Genomic DNA, 19,755 nt, shown 5'->3' on the forward strand with positions numbered 1-19,755 from the left:
GTAAAACATGCCAAGGAAGCCACAACCCAGAGGGTACGCTTCCTTAGACACCTTTCATCATAAACAGGCAAATTCCAATATATTACACCGACGTGGCGAATGATTTCTTGAATTTTTCGATAGCTGCCTTCAAAGCTGCTTCATTATCAGCAACCAAGTCTTTCGTGTCGCGAATAGATTGAAGCACATCCTGATGATCGGACTCCATGAAAGACAGGAAGTCTTTTTCAAAACGTTTTACATCCGATACAGGAATATCATCAAGGAAGCCTTTTACAGCAGTATACAAGCTCACTACTTGTTGCTCTACAGCAAGCGGTTGGTGAACACCTTGTTTCAAAATTTCCATCATGCGTGCGCCACGGTCGAGACGGGCCTTGGTGGATTTATCCAAGTCGGACCCGAATTGGGAGAACGCTTGAAGCTCACGATATTGAGCAAGATCCAGACGCAGGGAACCTGCAACCTTTTTCATCGCTTTAATCTGAGCAGAACCACCTACACGAGATACGGAAATACCTACGTTGATCGCTGGACGTTGGCCTGCATAGAACAAGTCAGCTTCCAGGAATATCTGTCCATCTGTAATGGAAATAACGTTAGTTGGAATATAAGCAGAAACGTCGGAAGCCTGTGTCTCGATGAACGGCAAAGCAGTAAGTGATCCGCCACCCAACTCATCATTCAGCTTCGCTGCACGTTCCAGCAAACGAGAGTGCAGATAGAAAACGTCACCTGGATATGCTTCACGACCCGGTGGACGGCGCAGCAACAGGGAAAGTTCCCGGTAAGCAGACGCTTGTTTAGTCAAATCATCATAAACAACCAGGACATGCTCGCCTTTGTACATAAAGTATTCACCCATGGCACAGCCAGAGTAAGGAGCAATGTACAGCAATGGTGATGGTTCGGAAGCAGATGCCGTAACGACAATCGTGTATTCCAACGCACCATGACGACGCAATGTTTCAACAACTTGAGCAACCGTGGATTGTTTTTGACCAATAGCGACATAAATACATTTCATGCCGTTGCCTTTTTGGTTCAAAATTGCATCGATTGCGATAGAAGTTTTCCCCGTTTGACGGTCACCGATAATCAACTCACGTTGACCACGACCAATCGGAACCATCGCATCAATAGCTTTAATCCCTGTCTGCATAGGCTCATGTACCGATTTACGGGCCATAACGCCTGGAGCCTGACTTTCAACCGGACGGAATTCTGTTGTAGCAATCGGTCCTTTACCGTCAACTGGTTGTCCCAGCGGGTTAACTACACGTCCGATCATTGCTTCGCCTACAGGGACTTGCATGATCTGACCTGTACGTTTTACTTGGCCACCTTCACGAATGTCGGAGAATTGACCCAAAATAACAACACCGACATTGCTTTCTTCCACGTTGAGCGCCAAGCCCAATACGCCAGTGTCGAATTCTACCAATTCACCAGCCATAACTTTTTCCAGTCCGTAGACGCGGGCAATACCGTCGCCGACTTCAACAACAGTGCCGACTTCAACGACCTCGATATCATTTTTATATTGTTCAATCTGACTTTTAATCAATGAACTGATTTCTTCAGGTTTGATACTCAAGTGTGTTCACCCCTATCTTCTATACTCGTCTGTTAAAGGATTTCTCAAGACGATCCAGCTTGCCGGCCAGACTGCCGTCGTACAGTGTATCGCCGATAACCACTTTCAATCCGCCCAGCAGACTCGGGTCCACTATGTTTTCCACACGGATTGTTTTATGTTCACGGGCACCAAATTCTTCGGCTACCGTTGTTTTTTCCTGATCACTTAAAGCATACGTCGAATACACCTTAGCATGGGCAATTCCCAGCTTGTATTCCTGAATCTCAAGGTATCCGGCCAGGAGAGATTCGAACAAATCTGCTCTGCTGCGCTGAATCAACAGCTTAATCGTGTTAATCAGCGACGCAGACAACTTGCCTTCAAAATTGCTAGCCAGTACCTGAAGCTTGACTGCTTCCGTAATGTTAGGAGAATTAATGAATTTACGGATTTCAGCATCCCCCGATACAGCTTCTACAAAAGCACGTAGCTCCTGTTCGGTTTCCATAATGGTCTGTTCCTGCTCTGCTACTTCATACAAAGCTTTCGCATACCGTTTGGCAACTACCGTATCTCGGCTCATGCTTTGCCTCCTACCTCTTTAAGGTATTGGTCGACAAGCTCTCCCTGGACTTGGTCTTCCTTAATTTCCTTTTGAATCAGTTTGGAAGCAATTTGTACCGAAGCTTTACCCACTTCGCTACGCAATTCGGCAACTGCCTTATTACGCTCGCTTGTGATTTCACGAACAGCTTCGTCTTTCAGGCGGACAGCTTCGTCTTTAGCCTGAATAATAATTTGTTCCGCTTGCTTGTTACCTGTTTGTTTTGATTGCTCTATAATATCGTAGGCTTCCTTGCGCGCTTGCTGGAGAGCCTGCTTTTGCTCTTCAACATAAGCAGCAGCCTGTTCACGCGTTTGTGCCGCCTCATTCATTTGCTGTAATACGAGTTGACGCCGCTTTTCCATTACGGAAAAGAGAGGGCCAAATGCATAGCGCGTCAGTAACCAGTACAAGATCAAAAATGCAATGATAGTGAAAACGATACTTGTCCAATTTAAACTCAATTGAAGTCACTCCTTTCCGGTGAACGTCGGTTCTGGATCTTTCATGTTCAAACGAACAAAGAAGGCGCGGATGGCTGTGCCTTCCCCGCCAAACCTTGCTTAGTTCAATTCATTAAGCCTTAGCGTAAAAAATAAATGCCAGAACGACACCGATAATAGGTAGAGCTTCGACCAGACCTACACCGATAAACATAATAGTTTGCAAGGTGGACTTCGCCTCTGGCTGACGAGCGATACCTTCAACTGTTTTACTTACGATCAGACCGTTACCAATACCTGCGCCAAGCGCACCCAAACCTACTGCGATAGCTGCTGCTATTAATGCCCAAGCTCCCATTTTAAAAATCCTCCTTAGAGATGTGTATTTGTATTGTACATGTATTTGCAGTTAAGCGCGAAGCGTACTCCTGAACTTAACTTAAAACTGAAACATAATTTACCTAATGTTCTTCTTCATGTGTGTCAATTGCCTGTGATATATATACGAACGTCAAAATGGTGAAGACGAACGCCTGAATGCTACCGACAAAAATACTGAATCCTTGCCAGACTACGAGTCCCAATACGGAAGCAACCATACCTCCCACACCAAGTGCTGTCATTTTCAACAGAACACTTATCAAAACTTCGCCGGCAAAAATATTACCGAACAGACGCATACCGTGTGTTAATAGTTTTGAGAACTGCTCAATCAAGTTAATTGGCAAAAAGAACGGAAATGGCTGAACGTAATGCTTGAAGTAAGCTTTCGTATTACGGAAGATCCCCAGGAAATGAACCAGAACAAAGATCATCAATGCCAGTCCAATGGACACCCCTGCATCTGCGGTAGGTGATTTCCACCAGCTGATACCTACATGGGCAGCTTCGCCTGGGTGAGACGCCTGTGCTTGTTCTAGTGCTTCTTTCACTGGAATGATTTCATGTCCAAATACTTGGGCACTCTGCACATTATCGAATTCAGTCACAATCCCGAACGGTAACCCCAGCATATTGCCCACGAAAATGAACATGATCAGCGTCATCCCCAAGGAGAGGAATGGCTTCCCTTTTTTCAAATCCATTGTGCTGGAGATCAGTCCTTGAACGAATTCTACGACCCATTCCATAAAATTTTGCAGCTTGCTCGGATTGTCCACAGACAGATTGCGTGTTGCAGCAAATGCCAATCCAAATACAATCGCGCAAGTCACAATAAGCATAATAATGACGGACAAGTCAATGTTAAACCCGCCCAATTCGATAATCGGTGATTCATGCAACATGTTTTCTCACCCCTTTCTCAGTTGAGCCATTATTTTTCCTGTAGTGTGAATATGATGCCTATAATTAGAAGAAGAAATTGTCCAGTCACCAGGCTTGCCATTACAGCGATCTCATGGAAATAGGCTGGAAACTCCATAGCCAGCACCACTGCCAAAATTGAGGTCGCTAATCGAACGCCAAAGCCAATTCCCACCCTTTTCTTCTTTCCTTCACCGGCAGCCGCACTCGCAACCTGTCGAATCTTGTAGGCCATATGTAGCACATTTAGACAGCTTACTCCCGTTCCCAGAATGATTCCGTGAGCAATGTCACGATGTTGGGGCATGAAGGCGGAGACCAGGAAACATAGAGCCATAATCATAAGCGCTACGATCCATAACATCTTTTGCATTCGGGTCATCTCATTCATTTATCCCTCAGTACCTTTCCGATCACAAGGGCAATACTCAATGCGCCTACAACCAAGCCTACGAGAACGCTTACGCCAGTCCAGATCCCAGATCCACCAAGTTTGGCATCAAGCCATTTTCCGGCATAGAAACCACCCAGTGTGCATACCGTCAAATCAATGCCGATCGCGCTCACCAGTCCTATAGCTTTAAAGGCGTTTCCGGTGTTATTTCGGTTGTTGTTTTGCTTGGAAGGTTTGACCACTTTTCTCATGTCACCCCTGCAATTCCAGTCCATTTTACTTAAATATAAGATGCTTTGTCAATTGAGATATTTTAGCGCCCTAAAGTATAAAAATCAGTCGACAAAGCATCTTAAAATGCTGTATCCCTTGGTAACCGTACAGTTTAACTGTATGCTTACCTTGTAAAGATTAATAATTACGGACGAACACCTTTTGTGAACATTGTGTGAAATTGCTCAGGACGTTCTGTTTGAACACCGTAATGGTGAAGAATCGCATTGACAATTCTTACTGATGCCTGTCCATCACCGTAAGGATTCGCTGCCTGACTCATAGACTCATACAATGCAGCATCTGTCAAAAGAGCCTTGGTCCGATTGTACACATTCTCTTCACTTGTACCCACCAGCTCCAAGGTACCCGCTTCGATTCCTTCCGGTCTCTCGGTCGTATCACGCAGCACCAGAACAGGTACTCCGAACGAAGGCGCCTCTTCCTGAAGACCACCAGAATCCGTAAGAATCAGATGCGTGTGTGGATAAAAATTGTGCAGATCCACGACATCCAGCGGATCAATCAGCTTAATACGCGGATGGTTGCCTAAAATCTCAAATGCAGGTTCCTTCACAGCTGGACTCGGATGAACTGGGTAAACAATTGCAATATCCTCAAACTCATCCGCGATCCGCTTAACTGCGTTAAAAATTTGACGATGTGGTTCCCCTTGGGACTCCCGGCGATGTGCTGTCATGAGAATCAGGCGTTTGCCCTGTGCCCAGTCCAGTACAGGGTGCTCGTAGTCCTGGCGAACTGTATACTGAAAGACATCTGTAACTGTATTACCTGTTACATATATTCGCGATTCAGGTTTATTTTCCTTCCGCAAATTGCCAGCTGATAAAGAAGTAGGTGAAAAATGCAAATCGGACAACACGCCTGTGAGCTGACGATTCATTTCTTCTGGATATGGAGAAAGCTTGTTCCACGTCCGCAGACCTGCTTCCACATGCCCTACTTCAATTTGCTGCATAAAGGCCGCATAGCTGGCCAGGAAAGTCGTCAGTGTGTCGCCGTGAACCAACACAATATCAGGTTTGGCCTCACGCAATACAGGCTCCAGACCTTGAAGTACACGTATCGAGATTTCATTGAGGGTCTGGCGATCCTTCATTACATCCAGATCATAGTCAGGGTGAATATTAAAAACCTCCAGAACCTGATCAAGCATCTGGCGATGTTGAGCTGTAACGCATACCACGGACTCGATATGCTCCGGATGACGCTGAAGCTCCAAGATAAGAGGAGCCATCTTAATCGCTTCCGGACGCACACCGAAAATGGTCATCACTTTGATTTTAGACATTTTCTGTTGAACCCCTTTTCATAATAGACGTCTGCTTCCCAGATCTTCTGTGATCCAGATATATGTTCTATCTTAGCATCCATAGATGGTGCCAAATTGCCAAAAGCAGTCTACTTAGTTCCGTACAAGCGGTCGCCCGCATCTCCAAGGCCTGGAATAATGTAACCATGATCATCCAAACGCTCGTCCAGTGCAGCGACATAAATGTCCACATCAGGATGCGCATCCTGCACAGCTTTCACTCCTTCAGGAGCGGCAATCAGATTCATCATTTTAATTTGAGTACAGCCTCTTTTTTTCAACACATCAATCGCTGCAATCGCCGACCCGCCCGTTGCCAGCATGGGATCAATCACGATCAATTCACGTTCAGTTACATCCGTAGGCAGCTTCGTATAATATTCTACTGGTTGCAATGTCTCAGGATCACGGAACAACCCCACATGCCCTACCTTTGCGGCTGGCAAAAGCTTTACGACACCATCCAGCATACCTAAACCTGCACGCAAAATCGGAATAAGGCCCAGCATACGACCAGAAATCACTTTACCTTCTGTTTCAGCAACTGGAGTCTGCACCGTAATGCTCTCCAGTGGTATATCCCTTGTAATTTCATAAGCCATCAATGTTGCTACTTCATCAACCAATTCGCGGAAATCTTTCGTGTTGGTCCGCACATCGCGGATAAATGTAAGTTTGTGTTGGATCAAAGGGTGATCGCAAACCACCAGTTTTGCCATGATATATTCCCTCCGGTATTATCGTCACGTTCTTCCGCATCAGCACATCGAACATCCTGATTCGAAAGGATCTATGTAACCTATTTGTACAAACCAAATAAGCACAGATGCAATGCGTGCCTGTAAATCCTGTTTATTATAACATTCCCTTGGTTGATTTAACACCTGCCACCACAACCTTTTGTCAAGGGAAAGATATGACATGCAAAATACTTGGCAGGCCCCATTTCGTGTGACTTTTGTCATATAAAATCACATCAAAAAGGCTCTGACGGCCCTTGACCGTCAAAGCCTTTTCAGCTTCAAGTTTCCCACCTAAGGTATAGTCTCTACATCCCCATGCAGCATATTTTACCTATACTTCAGATTGTCCCATGCTTCCTGAAATTGCTGAAGCATTTCGTCTTTCGTAATAACTCCTGCAATATAGGCTTGCATACTACTGCTTAAATCCTGATTCAACCCCTTCGGGAAGCGCTGGAAGTTCCAACTCCATATCTTGCCTTCTCTCACATGCCGGGATATTTCCGCACCTAAATCACCTGTGGTCTCGTCACTGGACTTGATACTTTTGAAAGCGGGAACGAACTTAAACTCCTTGGTGATATAATGCTTGCCGGTTTCCGATGTGACCAGCCAGTTGAGAAATTCTTTTGCTTCCTGCTTCACAGGTGAGTTTTTATTGACCACCCAGTTCGAGGCCACTCCCACAGCGAGTTTGTCTCCAGCGGAGGAGTCATTGTCTATAGGTGTAGGAAGAATACCCAAATTCAAGTTAGGATTAATTCCATCTATTTGCGGCTGCGTCCAGTTTCCCTGGTGCATCATAGCAGCCTTGCCTGTCGAAAACAGGGTCACTTGTGTGTTGTAGTCTGTCGTGAGCGGATTAGGATTTCCGTATTTTAAAGTCAGGTCAAGCAATTTCACCCACTGATCAAACACGGTGTTACCAGGGATGCGAGCAGTTCCTTTATTTAAATCGGCAACGTAGCTTTCCGGGTTTGGCTGTCTGGCAAAGGGGATATTGATAAAATGGTTTCCCAGAACCCACCACTCTGCATAGCCGTTAGCAAAAGGGATAATCCCTGACGCTTTCAGTTGCTTGGCCGTTTCCTCCAATTGATCAATCGTCTGAGGCAGTTTGGTGATACCCGCTTTTTTAAACAAATCTTTGTTATAGACAAAACCAAATCCCTCCAGGTTCATAGGCTGTCCATACATCTTGCCGTTAACTGTCATTGGCTTACGAGCAAAATCATCCAGGTCCTTCACCCATGGCTGATCCGACAAATCCTCCAAGTACTCAAACCACGTATCGCGATCCTGGTAGCCTTCATTTGTGAAAATGTCCGGCTGATCGCCTGAGGCGAATTTAGCCTTCAACGAGGCACCGTAGTCCGTCCCACCACCGACAGATTGGATATCCAGCTTGATGCCAGGATGCGTTCTTTCATATTCAGCCTTCAGCTTGTTCAACGGCTCCGAAATCTCCACTTTAAATTGATAAATGTGTATCGTTTTAGTCCCAGTCTGTTGAGCCTTCGTATTACCACAACCTGCAAGCATACATGTGAGCAACAACATCAGGGAGATGACAAGCAACACTGTCTTTTTCATCCGATATCCCTCCCATCAGCCTTTAACCGCTCCGGCTGCAATGCCAGAAACGATATATTTTTGCATCACCAGAAAAAAGACAACGATTGGCGTGATTCCAAGTACCAATGCCGGCAGTGCCAAGTCCCATTGCTTGGTATATTGACCAAACAGCATATAGGTCGCAATCGGAATCGTACGCAGCTCAGGGTCGTTCAAAATGAGTGAAGGCAGCAGATAGTCGTTCCAGATCCATAACGTGTTCAAAATAAGTACGGTCACGAACATAGGGAGCAGCAATGGACAAACGATGCGAAAGAACACCCCATAACGAGAGGACCCGTCCACTCTTGCCGCTTGCTCGACCTCAATAGGCACGGTTTTAATAAAACCATGAAACAGAAACACCGATAGAGGCGCTCCAAAACCCAAATAGCACAAAATCAGTCCTGGTATGCTGTTGTTCAGGCTTAACACATTGGACACTTCCATAAGCGGCAACATAATCGATTGGAAAGGCACGACCATCGCGGCCACAAGCAAACCGAACAGGAACCGATTAAAAAAAGTGTCATGCCGAACCATTTGGTAGGCGGCCATCGAGCTGATCAGCAGCAGAAGCGCATTGCTGACGATCGTGACGATCAGGGAATTCCCGAGTGCGGTGGGAAAGTTTATTTTATTCCAGGCATTAGCATAGTTCTCAAAACGGAAGGTTATCGGCCACGATGCGGAATGGGCCAAAATATCTCCAAAAGATTTAACGGAGTTCACAAGCAAAAAGTAGAACGGAACTAGAAAGACCAACCCAACCACAATAAGTAATATTTCAGCTACCCGTGTGCTTAAACGATAGTTCGATGTTTTTCCCATTACATTTCGACCTCCTTTTTCTTCGTGAGACGCACCTGAATGCTGGTAATGATCGCAACGACCACGAAGAAAATCATAGCCTTGGCAGTCCCCAATCCAAGTCGATTATTTGTAAACGCTTCATTATATATATCCAACGCTACAGACTCTGTCGCCTTGAACGGTCCCCCCTTTGTCAAAGCCAAATTCAACTCAAATACTTTAAAGGACCAGGATATCGCTAGGAACAAGCAGACGGTCACTGCTGGCATAATAAGCGGCACCACAATATGGCGCAAAATCTGTCTACGGCTCGCACCGTCGATTTGCGCCGATTCAATAAGGGAGTGCGGGACATTATTTAGAGAGGATATGTAAATAACCATGAGATAACCTGCGTACTGCCACACAAATACAATCACAGTCCCCCAAAAAGCAGTCGGTCCATCACCCAACCACGGCAATTTGAAAAAGGAAAGCCCTGTCGCCTCGCCCACCGCAGAAAAACCGCGTACAAATATAAACTGCCAGATAAAGCCGAGTAGCAAACCGCCGATCATATTAGGCATAAAAAACACCGTTCGCAGTGCATTGCGGGTACGCAATGGTTTTGTAAGCGCATAGGCCAGGAAAAAGCCAACCAGATTCGTTAGAATGACGACACATACGGTAAAACGGACCGTAAACCAGAAAGCATTACGGAAATCTGGATCATCTCTAAAAATATGAATGTAATTCCCTAGCCCGAGCCATCGGACATGTTCAGATACGCCATCCCAGTTCGTCATGGAATAATAAAGCCCCAGCAGAAACGGAATGACCATAATCAAGACGAAAAACAACGCCATCGGTCCCACAAATATGAGCTGCTGCAATAATTGCGCGGATTTTCTTTGACTCAATGCAATCACTCCTTTGTCGTAGATCTTGAAGGAAAATGCGCATAATCCTTACTGTAATCGCTTATTACCCAAAAACGCAGGTTCCGAGTCGTTTGAAATCAAAAAAAAGGCCTTTTCCCCTCCACGAATGGAAGGGAAAAAGCCTTATAAACATAAAGAATATGAAATGACGACGAATTAGTATTGCGTTCCTGGATAGATCGGGAACTTATCTGTCAACTCGCCAACCGCTTGGCTTGCTTTGGACAATACCGTGTCATCTTTTGGATTTTTAAGGGTGTCCGCAATAATTTTACCAATCTTAACCATAGCCTCTTCATCCATACCACGAGAAGTTGCAGCAGGTGTACCAATACGGATGCCGCTGGTAACGAACGGACTTGTTGGGTCAAACGGAATGGCGTTTTTGTTGACCGTGATCCCCACGGAATCCAACACATGCTCCGCTTCTTTACCTGTAATATTCAAATTACGTGTATCCAGCAGCATCAAGTGATTATCCGTACCCCCGGATACAATGTTAATCCCCTCTGCCAGTAGTGTTTCGGCCAGCACCTGTGCGTTGCGAACTACGTTTTGCGCATAGGTTTTGAATGATGGCTGGAGCGCTTCACCCAAAGCAACCGCTTTGGATGCGATCACGTGCATCAGTGGTCCGCCTTGAGTACCCGGGAAGATAGCTTTATCAATCGCTTGCGCCCATGCTTTGCGGGTCAGAATCAGACCCCCGCGCGGACCACGCAGCGTTTTGTGTGTCGTTGTTGTCACAAATTGGGCATGAGGAACTGGACTTGGGTGGATTCCTGCTGCCACGAGACCAGCGATATGCGCCATATCCACCATGAACAACGCACCTACGTCATTAGCGATAGAAGCAAAAGCTTCAAAATCAATAGTACGCGGATATGCACTTGCACCAGCTACGATCAGACGAGGGCGGTGCTTGAAAGCTGCTTTGCGCACTTCATCGTAGTCGATGCGGAAGTTGTCTTCACGCACACCGTAAGCGGCAAAGTTGTACAACAAGCCGGAGGCATTAACCGGGCTTCCGTGTGTTAAGTGGCCGCCATGCGCCAGATTCATACCCAGTACAGTATCACCAGGTTGAAGAGCAGCCAGATATACCGCCATATTAGCTTGTGCTCCAGAGTGAGGCTGCACGTTCGCATGCTCGGCACCGAATAGTTCTTTCGCGCGATCACGTGCAATATCTTCAACGACATCGACATGCTCACAGCCACCATAATAGCGTTTGTTCGGATAACCTTCAGCATATTTATTGGTAAGCACGGAGCCCATGGCTTCCATTACTGCTTCGCTGACGATGTTTTCGGATGCGATCAGCTCGATATTGTGGCGTTGCCTTTTGAGTTCAAGCCCCATTGCTTCCATCACTGCCGGGTCACTTTTACGCAGATGTTCCATCATGATTGATTACTCCCTCTCCATGGTCAAATTGTTGGGCATACAAGCAAATGCCTGCTCCTCTGTTGGGTACCTCATCATCAATGCAAAGAAATCAGTACAAACATGCCGACATGCCAAATGCTAATCGCAGTTTCCGCCGGCTTCTTGTTCCAGACTGTACACTGCCCGTTGTCCGCCAATAAGTGGAGGACGAGTGAACGCAGCCGTCACACGTGCTTCACCAATCCAGCGAAGGCTTGGGCGAAACGGAACGGCAATCGGGCGCAGATGCATGCCAATCAGCGTTTCGCCGATGTCTATCCCGGCATGAGCCTGTACGTTCGCTGCCAGACACGCATCGTCCATAGAACGATAGGCAACGGTAGCCATAGACCCCCCTGCTGTACGAACAGGAACGGCCGCAACCTCCATCAGTCCTAATCGTTCCAGTAGAGAACGTTCAACAACCAGCGCTCGGTTCAAGTGCTCACAGCATTGAAACGCCACATCAAAGCCATACTCTCTGCGAACGGACTCTACTCCAGACAACACTTGCTGAGCCACGTCGAGCGCCCCTGCCGTGCCGATGCGACTTCCAGCCACTTCACTCGTGCTTGCGCCAATAACCAGCAGGCGACCCGCTTTGAGACTGGCTGCCTCTGCAATTTCCCCCACGACAGAAGCGGTCTGTGCTTCGAGTGAAATCTCATGATCCAATTGTTCTACCATTGGAACCTCCTTTGGTTGAACAGCCTCTCAGAGACTAGGCATGGTCTATGCCCCGAGTTCAACACACTCTCTCCTGATCACAATCTGACTATATTATAGCCGATGTTTCAGATTTCGAGCAGAAAAAATGGAAGAACAAGAAGACAACAGAAAATCTGCTGTAGCTCGTATACGAAAAAAGAGCAGTCCACACCTATGTGGAATTGCTCTTTTGCCCAGGCGACCGGCCGTATATCCGATGCTCCACCGTGGTTAATCCCACTTTTGTCGCCAGTTACACCGGATGCTCATTTTTCCACCTTATCTTAACGGATTAGCTGCTGAAAATCAACAAATTCCGTACAAAATAGAGGGATAGTGCCTATTTCATTCGGAAGAACCCTTTAACTTGTCCAACAACTTATGCAAAGCCGTACGGATTTCCGCTGCTGTAACATCGTAGTCCTCCCGCGAACCGCCAAACGGATCTGAGATATCGAAGCCCGGAATCCGTTGATGCAATTCAATTATACGTTCACGTTCCTCCGCCGATAGCTCTTGTCCCAATGAAGCCATCAACTGCTGTGAAGCATACAAGCCATCTAACTCCTGTACATCATTCAGCACTGCTTCCCGGTCTTCCACATATTCCTTAAGCGTAAATACTTTGCCCGCCGTTTGGGGAAACCGCTGAACGACATGCTGTTTATGTCCTTGCGTCAAGGTTAAGATCAGATGTGCCCACTCGGCAAGCCCGTCGCTTAAAGGGGTTGAAGTGATCTGATCGGTAATATCGTGATCACGCAGAACCGCCTCTGCATGTCGGGATATCGGCGTGCCTTCCATCGCAGCTACTCCCGCAGAACGCACGTCCAGTTCCAATCCATGCTCAGCAGCTAGTTTACGCAGCATCCCCTCAGCCATTGGACTGCGACAAGTGTTCCCTGTGCATACAAATAAAATATTCTTCAACGCCTTCACCCCCCGTATGTTAAAAATATATAAACAGAGGATTACTAAAATCCTGTATTTATTTTACACTGTCCACGTTAAAATCAAAACATAAACATAAAGCCGAATGCCAGTAATATAGCACCACCCACCGCTTCTCCATAATCCCCCAGATTGCGGCTGACCTTGCGCCCCAGCAACAGACCCAGCATGGCCATCGCTCCTCCGCAAAAGCCAAAGGCCAGGACAGTCAGTACCAGATCACTCTGGAACATCCCTAAAGACACTCCTACAGAAAATGAGTCAATGCTCACCCCAAGCGCAAATAGCAAAAGACCCAAAGGCGACCGATGATCCAACACCTGTACGCCGTCCCCTTTAAAGGAGTTATATACCATATGCCCGCCCAAAAGGATGAGTAATCCCCCTGCGAAATAGGTCGTCACATGGCCTAATAAAGAACTCATATAATGGCCTGTGAACATTCCCAGCAATGGCATCAGAATGTGAAAAAAGCCAATCACAATACTGATGCGCAGCACGTCTCGCAGGCGTATCCCCTTCATACCGATCCCTACGCCCAGCGACAGCGCATCCATCCCTAGCGCTACCGCCATGATCAGAATCGTTACAACCTGCCCAGCATCGGCAGAGGCTGCCAGCATATCCATCCCTCCATTGTCCGTCTGTTCTTGTACACGTTATGCGGACAAGGGGCAAATCAGTACAAGCAGGCACTGAAAAGACCCGAAACAGCGACGAGGAAAGAGAAGAAATTAAAAGAAGAAGCTTCATTTTTTACGGATGCTACAGACAGATGATTCGATGACCTGCCGCTTTAAGCAGTCGATTCATAACGGCGTCTCCCAATCCTTTTGGCGGACAGGCTTCCGCCAAAATGTAGGTAACGCCGTCCTCATCGCAGCGGCGCAGCACGCCGTATAGACGTTGCGCCGCCTCATGAAGCGCGTCCAGCCTGCCCAGCGTGTAGACTCGTTCTCCGGCATAGCCGGCGGCATGGTCGTCGAACGCGAGCACCGCTGTGCGCTCTCCGCGCGCGGCAGCCTCCGCCAGCGCGGCGCGAATCCAGCCCGTCACTTCATCAGACGACGGGCCTTGTACCACACTCAAGCGGCCTCGCGGCGCATAGTGTGTATACTTCATGCCTGGCGAGCGCGGTGCCAGGCTATCGGCGTCCTGCCCCGGTGTGGCAGCCAACGCTGGGTCCAATACGACGGCGCGAGCAACCGCAGCGAGCTGTTCAGCCGTCACGCCGCCGGGGCGCAGAATGGTGACGGTTCCGTCGTCACCGACTTGCACTACCGTGGACTCCAGTCCCACCCCCGTGGGACCTCCGTCCAAAATGCCGCCGATGCGGCCCTCCAGGTCCTCCAGCACATGCTGTGCCAAGGTAGGACTGGGTCTTCCCGAGCGGTTGGCGCTTGGTGCAGCCAGCGGACAACCGGCCTCCGTGATCAAGCGCAGCGCGATCGGATGATCTGGCATGCGCACACCGACCGTGTCCAGTCCGGCTGTCACACGTGATGATAGTGCCTGTGACACTACTGGCAATACGAGAGTCAGTGGTCCTGGCCAAAAGGCATTCATCAGCGCTCGGGCTGTATCGTTTATTTCTGCTACCATCCCGTTTAATTGAGCAGCATCGGAAATATGGACAATGAGCGGGTTGTCGGAAGGGCGTCCTTTAGCAGCAAATACCGCCTCCACTGCTTTAGTGCTGCGCGCATCAGCTCCTAGTCCGTACACAGTTTCCGTAGGGAAGGCTACCGTCTCTCCAGCCTGAAGAAGTAGGGCGGCCTCTCGTATGCCCTCTTCCGCAGCGATTGGAGCCTGTCCAGCCGAAACTCCGTCAGAACCATTCCCATCAGCGTTGTTCACAGAACCAACGGAATCCGCTTTTTCCACCTCAGCAGACGATATAGTTGATATAGTCATATCTTCTTTAGGAACCAAGCACCTTACGTCCCACCAGTGTGTGTGAGAAGGCTGTAACGCCTGCTTCTGCGCAGCTTTTTCCTTTTTCACAAGACCTGCGTGCATATCTTGCATTTGATTCACTTTATCGCTCATATTAGATCATCCCATATCTTATTGTCATACAGGCCAGTGCATCTCCCTGATCCTTAAAAATCTACTGTAACAAATCAGTTCAAATTGGCTCTGCCATCTGTATATCTATCGTAAGTTCCATTATAACATATGGGGAAACTTACACTCGCCGTTCTCTTTTTCACAGCTCTGGCGAAGCACTTAGGCAAACAAGCCACTCACCCAGCTCCACAGCCCCGTAAGGGCATCCCACAGAAAAAAGCGTACTTCTGGCTCCTTCCCATTCCCCTTCGTTCGACTGTCTCCATGATTCGTTTTTGCCGATACAGTTTGCGCTGCTGCTTCACCACTACCTGCATCAATAAAACACAACGGCGGGAACAGTACACACCACCAATTTTGTCCTTTTCCTTGCCCCAGTGTAACACGAAGCGCCTCATAATTCCCTGCCGGATAGACAAGCCCCCCGTACATTTTCGTCGGAAAAGGTACACTTGCCAGCTCTACCTGATGAGCATACGCTATACCGCGACGAGCAAGTTCAGCACCTACCAAACGATCAATTTCAGGTAAATGTGCGTCAATCAATACTCTGGCTTGATTCAGGCTTTGTGGATTGTCCAACTCACCCACCCATGTATTCATCTGCTGCACAATAGCGTCCCGTATTTCGCGCTTAACCAACTGATCCTCTGGACGATCGGAATTAGCTAAAATACGCAGTCGAATGGAATCGTGCGGAATGACCTTCAATCCTGAAGTGGTCACTCCAGACGTTACAGCTCCTCTTGCCCCTGTGGTCATCGCAGCATCCGTCTTTTGGCCTTCCCAAGACATCATTAATATCGAAATACAAAAGAGTATCATTGCAACTTGCTTTATCCAACTGCTCATCTTCGTTCCCCCCAAACCCAAACTCTATCATGTCTATCAGTCTGTCCGGTTTGGGAGAGTCTAAACCTATGAATCTCTTAAAAAATCGGGCATCGCAAACTTATCGTCACCTAGAAATATAAAAAAAGCCCAGATTTCATAATCTGGACTCTTTCATTTCACCGTTTCATCTCATAAAATACCCATCAGCTTTTAGCTGCAATTACCTGCACTAAGCTTTTTTCGCCTTCGTCAAGCTTACTCTGGAAGGCTGCGGCAGGTCATCTTCCAGTTCTTGGCCATGGACCTTAATACTCATAACCAGGCCAATACTAGCCATGTTAATAAGCAACGAGGTACCCCCATAGCTTATGAACGGAAGCGTAATTCCCGTAAGTGGCATAATGCCCAGAAACGCACCAATATTCTCAAAAATCTGATACAGCAACATGGACACAATCCCGACAATAATATACGGGCCAGCCCGATCCCGGCATTCCAGTGAAATCAGGATCATTCGATGTATCAATATAAAATATAGCAATAGCAGAACGGATGAACCTACGAATCCAAACTCCTCGGCTACAACTACAAAAATAGAATCCGCATACGTATAAGGAACACGCCCGGACTGTACCGAGGTTCCTTGCAAAAAGCCCTTACCCATCATCCCGCCGGAAGCGATTGCCAGTTTGGCATTTTTGGTATGATAAGATGCCTTCGCGGTTGCTTTATCCGGTACCAGCCAAGGGTCCAAACGCTCTACCCAGTGACTACGGCCAATCCCCTTCATAAAGGAATCAATCTCATCGTGAAACGAAATATACGCTTTGATCCCCCCGCCAACGGCGACTGCAAAAACGATAAACCCGATCAGCGCATGGGATGCCTTCACATTACCAATCCATAGCATCCCAATGACGATGACAATGTAACCAAGCGCATTACCCAAGTCATTTTGTGCCATGACCATGGCAAACGGGACAAAGCTGACCAGTGCAACTGGAAGCACATCCTGAACAAAATACAGCTTGCTTTTGCGTTTTTTAACCAGCATGTACGTCAAAAAAATGATAAGAACCAGCTTGAATACCTCAGCAGGCTGAAGATTCAAACCGCCAATTTTCAAGAACCCTTGAGAGTTATTAACCGTCCCGCCAAAAAAGCCGAGAATCAACAGAAAGATTCCGCCTCCATATACATACAAGGCTTTTTTAATGAATATCCGAAAATCGACTATCGCTAAACCCAAGATCACTACAAAGCCCAATATATAATACCCGATCATCTTCTGGTAATCGTTGCCGTGTTCTGCCAGGTTTGTAGGCCCCCTACCAGCACTGTATACCGTTATAATACTAATCGCCATGAGCAAAACCAGAATAAAAATAACCGGACCATCAACTTTTTTCAATTTCTGAAGCATGATTTCCCCCTGAGCCGTTTCTCGGTCATACTCCTCTTATTCTAAAGGAAAGACTCGCAAAAAGAAAATGCAGCATTACTCCGAGACACCAAGGACATGTCGCTCGATCCCAGCAAGGTCAGGAATGATTAAAATATTCCTCCAATGACCTGCCTGTTCCAGTAGATCAGCCACGTCTCTGGCCTGTCCCATCCCCAGCTCAAACCCGATTAGCCGGGGGGGAGTCTGAAGGAGTCCCAACTGCTCTAGCATGGCCCGATACGGGCCAAGCCCGTCAGGACCTCCGTCCAGCGCCATCCGCGGCTCATGGTCGCGCACTTCCGGCTGCAAGCCAGCGATGTCAGCAGCCGGAATATATGGCGGGTTGGACACAAGGATGTCCACCGCCATGCCGGCAAACGGCCTTAGCAGATCGCCCTCGCGGAATTCTACGGATGCGCCGTTATGAGCGGCGTTCTGAGCCGCCATTTTGAGCGCAGCGGCTGAAATATCCCCCGCCGCCACATGCCAGCGCGGCCGCTCAGCCGCCAGCGTCACGGCAATCGCGCCGCTGCCCGTGCCGATGTCAAGCGCGTGCGGAGCGCCGCTTGACCACAGCCGGTCGCCGTGCTGAAGTATCGCTTCGACGAGCAATTCTGTCTCAGGGCGCGGAATCAGCACCGACGGTGAAACTGCGAACGGGCGGCCGTAAAATTCCTGCCGTCCGATAATATACTGCACCGGTTCTCCCGCAGCTTTGCGGGCGATGATCCGTTCCCATGCCTTCTTGACGGAGGAAGGGAACGGATCACCCAATGCAGCGTAGAATCTCGTTCCCTCCAGCCCAAGCGCATGTTCAAGCAGCAGGCGGGCATTATGCTGCGGCTCCAACACGCCGCAACTTCCCAAAAAAGAAGAAGCCTCAACTAAGGCTTCTCTGATACTCATGTTCCGTTCCGGCGGCATCCGATACACACAATCGCGTTCGTTCCCCAAAACTTAAACCTCTTGTTCCATCAAATCAGCCTGCTCTGCAATGGTGAGTGCTGATACGATTTCTTCGATCTCTCCATTCATCACCTGATCCAGCTTATGCATGGTCAGACCAATGCGATGATCCGTTACACGGCTTTGCGGGAAGTTGTAGGTACGTATACGCTCACTGCGGTCCCCGGTACCTACTTTGCTCTTACGCTCGCCTGCATATTTGGCTTCCTCTTCCTGACGCATCATATCCGAAATACGGGCACGCAAAACTTGCAGCGCCTTCTCCTTGTTGGAGTTCTGGGACTTGCCGTCCTGACAGGTTGCCACAATACCTGTTGGCATATGCGTTACACGCACCGCCGACTTGGTTGTATTAACGGATTGACCGCCCGCACCACTGGAGCAGAAAGTATCCACGCGGATATCCTTGTCTAAAATTTCGATATCCACTTCCTCTGCCTCTGGCATCACGGACACCGTAGAGGTAGATGTATGAATACGTCCACCGGATTCTGTAGTCGGAATCCGCTGTACACGGTGTGCGCCACTTTCGAATTTCATTTTGCTGTATGCACCGCGTCCGTTAATCATGAAGATAACCTCTTTAAAACCTCCAAGGTCATTCATGTTCGCATCCATCAGTTCTACACGCCAGCCTTGGGCATCTGCATAACGGGTGTACATCCGGTACAAGTCCGCTGCAAACAGCGCGGCCTCGTCACCGCCCGCAGCACCACGAATTTCAATAATAACGTTCTTATCATCGTTCGGGTCCTTCGGCAGCAGCAAAATACGAATTTTCTCGTCCAGCTCCCGCTTACGGGCACTCAGTTCTTCAATCTCCATTTTGACCATTTCACGCATCTCGTCGTCCAGCTTTTCAGCCTGCATGGCTTTAGCAGCGTCCAGCTCCTCAACGACAGTTTTATATTCGGTATATGCTTCATAAGCAGGCTGTAAATCAGACTGTTCTTTGGAATAATCTCTAAGTTTTTTGCTATCGTTCGCCACATCCGGATCGCAGAGCAGTTCGCTCAGTTTATCGTAGCGGTCCGCCAATGATTGCAATCGGTCCAACAAGCGATTCACCTCTTCAGTTAAATTAATATGAAACCAGCATAAATTCGCTGGCTACAGCTCTTTATTATAACAACTTTTCGATTAATTAGCTACATAAAATACTTGCTAATTTAGGTTTTTGCAAAAATTCGCAAATCACTTGAAGTCGAATACACCAAATCTCTTTTAGCGCTTTGTATAACAAGCTTCCAACTAAGAAAAAAATGCGAGTCAAATAAAAAGCCGCCGCCCGGGACAGGCAGCGACTACGTAACTGATATATATATAGGAAACC

At 47.9% G+C, this 19,755-nt stretch carries 21 protein-coding genes and 1 riboswitch; all 21 genes read right to left on the bottom strand.

The features are described from left to right. Positions 1-82 precede the first annotated feature (82 nt). Positions 83-1,597, bottom strand: a complete 1,515-nt coding sequence (atpA, locus tag AC5V8P_RS02225; RefSeq protein ID WP_063213865.1) for a F0F1 ATP synthase subunit alpha — start codon at positions 1,595-1,597, stop codon at positions 83-85. 19 nt (positions 1,598-1,616) lie between these two features. Next, positions 1,617-2,162, bottom strand: coding sequence for a F0F1 ATP synthase subunit delta (locus tag AC5V8P_RS02230; RefSeq protein ID WP_063213864.1), 546 nt, complete (start codon positions 2,160-2,162; stop codon positions 1,617-1,619). Beyond that, positions 2,159-2,647 carry a F0F1 ATP synthase subunit B gene (gene atpF / locus AC5V8P_RS02235; protein ID WP_063213863.1) on the bottom strand — a complete coding sequence of 163 codons (489 nt, stop codon included), beginning with the start codon at positions 2,645-2,647 and terminating at the stop codon, positions 2,159-2,161. The genes AC5V8P_RS02230 and atpF overlap by 4 nt, the downstream gene beginning before the upstream one ends. A 112-nt stretch (positions 2,648-2,759) precedes the next feature. Further along, positions 2,760-2,984, bottom strand: a complete 225-nt coding sequence (atpE, locus tag AC5V8P_RS02240) for a F0F1 ATP synthase subunit C (protein ID WP_013373437.1) — start codon at positions 2,982-2,984, stop codon at positions 2,760-2,762. Between the two features lie 103 nt (positions 2,985-3,087). Beyond that, positions 3,088-3,912 (bottom strand): F0F1 ATP synthase subunit A, encoded by an 825-nt coding sequence (atpB, locus tag AC5V8P_RS02245; RefSeq protein WP_063213862.1) that lies wholly within the window; start codon positions 3,910-3,912, stop codon positions 3,088-3,090. 29 nt (positions 3,913-3,941) lie between these two features. After that, complete coding sequence (locus AC5V8P_RS02250) at positions 3,942-4,322, bottom strand: ATP synthase subunit I (RefSeq protein WP_063213861.1); 381 nt, start codon at positions 4,320-4,322, stop codon at positions 3,942-3,944. Then, a complete protein-coding gene (locus AC5V8P_RS02255) occupies positions 4,319-4,576 on the bottom strand; it encodes an AtpZ/AtpI family protein (protein WP_063213860.1) in 258 nt (85 codons plus the stop codon). The genes AC5V8P_RS02250 and AC5V8P_RS02255 overlap by 4 nt, the downstream gene beginning before the upstream one ends. A gap of 167 nt (positions 4,577-4,743) precedes the next feature. Further along, positions 4,744-5,910, bottom strand: a complete 1,167-nt coding sequence (gene wecB / locus AC5V8P_RS02260; RefSeq protein ID WP_064797785.1) for a non-hydrolyzing UDP-N-acetylglucosamine 2-epimerase — start codon at positions 5,908-5,910, stop codon at positions 4,744-4,746. 110 nt (positions 5,911-6,020) lie between these two features. Then, positions 6,021-6,650, bottom strand: coding sequence for a uracil phosphoribosyltransferase (gene upp, locus AC5V8P_RS02265; RefSeq protein WP_013312332.1), 630 nt, complete (start codon positions 6,648-6,650; stop codon positions 6,021-6,023). A 351-nt stretch (positions 6,651-7,001) separates the two neighbouring features. After that, positions 7,002-8,267 (bottom strand): ABC transporter substrate-binding protein, encoded by a 1,266-nt coding sequence (locus tag AC5V8P_RS02270; RefSeq protein WP_063213858.1) that lies wholly within the window; start codon positions 8,265-8,267, stop codon positions 7,002-7,004. A 15-nt stretch (positions 8,268-8,282) separates the two neighbouring features. Continuing rightward, positions 8,283-9,119, bottom strand: a complete 837-nt coding sequence (locus tag AC5V8P_RS02275) for a carbohydrate ABC transporter permease (protein WP_063213857.1) — start codon at positions 9,117-9,119, stop codon at positions 8,283-8,285. Then, positions 9,119-10,000: a carbohydrate ABC transporter permease gene (locus AC5V8P_RS02280; protein WP_063213856.1), complete on the bottom strand. Its 882-nt coding sequence runs from the start codon at positions 9,998-10,000 to the stop codon at positions 9,119-9,121. The genes AC5V8P_RS02275 and AC5V8P_RS02280 overlap by 1 nt, the downstream gene beginning before the upstream one ends. Before the next feature lie 177 nt (positions 10,001-10,177). Then, positions 10,178-11,428, bottom strand: coding sequence for a serine hydroxymethyltransferase (gene glyA, locus AC5V8P_RS02285; protein ID WP_063213855.1), 1,251 nt, complete (start codon positions 11,426-11,428; stop codon positions 10,178-10,180). A gap of 120 nt (positions 11,429-11,548) precedes the next feature. After that, positions 11,549-12,136, bottom strand: a complete 588-nt coding sequence (locus AC5V8P_RS02290; protein ID WP_064797784.1) for a TIGR01440 family protein — start codon at positions 12,134-12,136, stop codon at positions 11,549-11,551. Between the two features lie 206 nt (positions 12,137-12,342). Continuing rightward, positions 12,343-12,424: riboswitch (ZMP/ZTP riboswitch) on the bottom strand. 78 nt (positions 12,425-12,502) lie between these two features. After that, positions 12,503-13,087, bottom strand: a complete 585-nt coding sequence (locus AC5V8P_RS02295; RefSeq protein WP_063213853.1) for a low molecular weight protein arginine phosphatase — start codon at positions 13,085-13,087, stop codon at positions 12,503-12,505. A gap of 83 nt (positions 13,088-13,170) precedes the next feature. Next, positions 13,171-13,731: a manganese efflux pump MntP gene (locus AC5V8P_RS02300; RefSeq protein ID WP_064797783.1), complete on the bottom strand. Its 561-nt coding sequence runs from the start codon at positions 13,729-13,731 to the stop codon at positions 13,171-13,173. Positions 13,732-13,873: 142 nt separating this feature from the next. Beyond that, positions 13,874-15,157 (bottom strand): L-threonylcarbamoyladenylate synthase, encoded by a 1,284-nt coding sequence (locus tag AC5V8P_RS02305; protein ID WP_064797782.1) that lies wholly within the window; start codon positions 15,155-15,157, stop codon positions 13,874-13,876. Positions 15,158-15,337: 180 nt separating this feature from the next. Continuing rightward, positions 15,338-16,030, bottom strand: coding sequence for a stage II sporulation protein R (gene spoIIR, locus AC5V8P_RS02310; protein WP_064797781.1), 693 nt, complete (start codon positions 16,028-16,030; stop codon positions 15,338-15,340). 211 nt (positions 16,031-16,241) lie between these two features. Beyond that, positions 16,242-17,435: an FtsW/RodA/SpoVE family cell cycle protein gene (locus AC5V8P_RS02315; RefSeq protein WP_063213849.1), complete on the bottom strand. Its 1,194-nt coding sequence runs from the start codon at positions 17,433-17,435 to the stop codon at positions 16,242-16,244. A 75-nt stretch (positions 17,436-17,510) separates the two neighbouring features. Next, positions 17,511-18,410: a peptide chain release factor N(5)-glutamine methyltransferase gene (gene prmC, locus AC5V8P_RS02320; RefSeq protein ID WP_064797780.1), complete on the bottom strand. Its 900-nt coding sequence runs from the start codon at positions 18,408-18,410 to the stop codon at positions 17,511-17,513. 3 nt (positions 18,411-18,413) lie between these two features. Further along, positions 18,414-19,481 carry a peptide chain release factor 1 gene (gene prfA, locus AC5V8P_RS02325; protein WP_063213847.1) on the bottom strand — a complete coding sequence of 356 codons (1,068 nt, stop codon included), beginning with the start codon at positions 19,479-19,481 and terminating at the stop codon, positions 18,414-18,416. Positions 19,482-19,755 lie beyond the last annotated feature (274 nt).

This window comes from Paenibacillus sp. N119s, from assembly GCF_059447605.1.

Bases quoted from the DNA above. Each gene is read 5' to 3' on its own strand.
- AC5V8P_RS02315 (WP_063213849.1), bottom strand. From the start codon at position 17,435: ATGCTTCAGAAATTGAAAAAAGTTGATGGTCCGGTTATTTTTATTCTG.
- upp (WP_013312332.1), bottom strand. From the start codon at position 6,650: ATGGCAAAACTGGTGGTTTGCGATCACCCTTTGATCCAACACAAACTT.
- AC5V8P_RS02230 (WP_063213864.1), bottom strand. From the start codon at position 2,162: ATGAGCCGAGATACGGTAGTTGCCAAACGGTATGCGAAAGCTTTGTAT.
- glyA (WP_063213855.1), bottom strand. From the start codon at position 11,428: ATGATGGAACATCTGCGTAAAAGTGACCCGGCAGTGATGGAAGCAATG.
- atpE (WP_013373437.1), bottom strand. From the start codon at position 2,984: ATGGGAGCTTGGGCATTAATAGCAGCAGCTATCGCAGTAGGTTTGGGT.
- spoIIR (WP_064797781.1), bottom strand. From the start codon at position 16,030: ATGAGCAGTTGGATAAAGCAAGTTGCAATGATACTCTTTTGTATTTCG.
- AC5V8P_RS02275 (WP_063213857.1), bottom strand. From the start codon at position 9,119: ATGGGAAAAACATCGAACTATCGTTTAAGCACACGGGTAGCTGAAATA.
- AC5V8P_RS02255 (WP_063213860.1), bottom strand. From the start codon at position 4,576: ATGAGAAAAGTGGTCAAACCTTCCAAGCAAAACAACAACCGAAATAAC.
- AC5V8P_RS02270 (WP_063213858.1), bottom strand. From the start codon at position 8,267: ATGAAAAAGACAGTGTTGCTTGTCATCTCCCTGATGTTGTTGCTCACA.
- atpB (WP_063213862.1), bottom strand. From the start codon at position 3,912: ATGTTGCATGAATCACCGATTATCGAATTGGGCGGGTTTAACATTGAC.
- AC5V8P_RS02250 (WP_063213861.1), bottom strand. From the start codon at position 4,322: ATGAATGAGATGACCCGAATGCAAAAGATGTTATGGATCGTAGCGCTT.
- AC5V8P_RS02290 (WP_064797784.1), bottom strand. From the start codon at position 12,136: ATGGTAGAACAATTGGATCATGAGATTTCACTCGAAGCACAGACCGCT.
- AC5V8P_RS02300 (WP_064797783.1), bottom strand. From the start codon at position 13,731: ATGCTGGCAGCCTCTGCCGATGCTGGGCAGGTTGTAACGATTCTGATC.
- wecB (WP_064797785.1), bottom strand. From the start codon at position 5,910: ATGTCTAAAATCAAAGTGATGACCATTTTCGGTGTGCGTCCGGAAGCG.
- AC5V8P_RS02305 (WP_064797782.1), bottom strand. From the start codon at position 15,157: ATGAGCGATAAAGTGAATCAAATGCAAGATATGCACGCAGGTCTTGTG.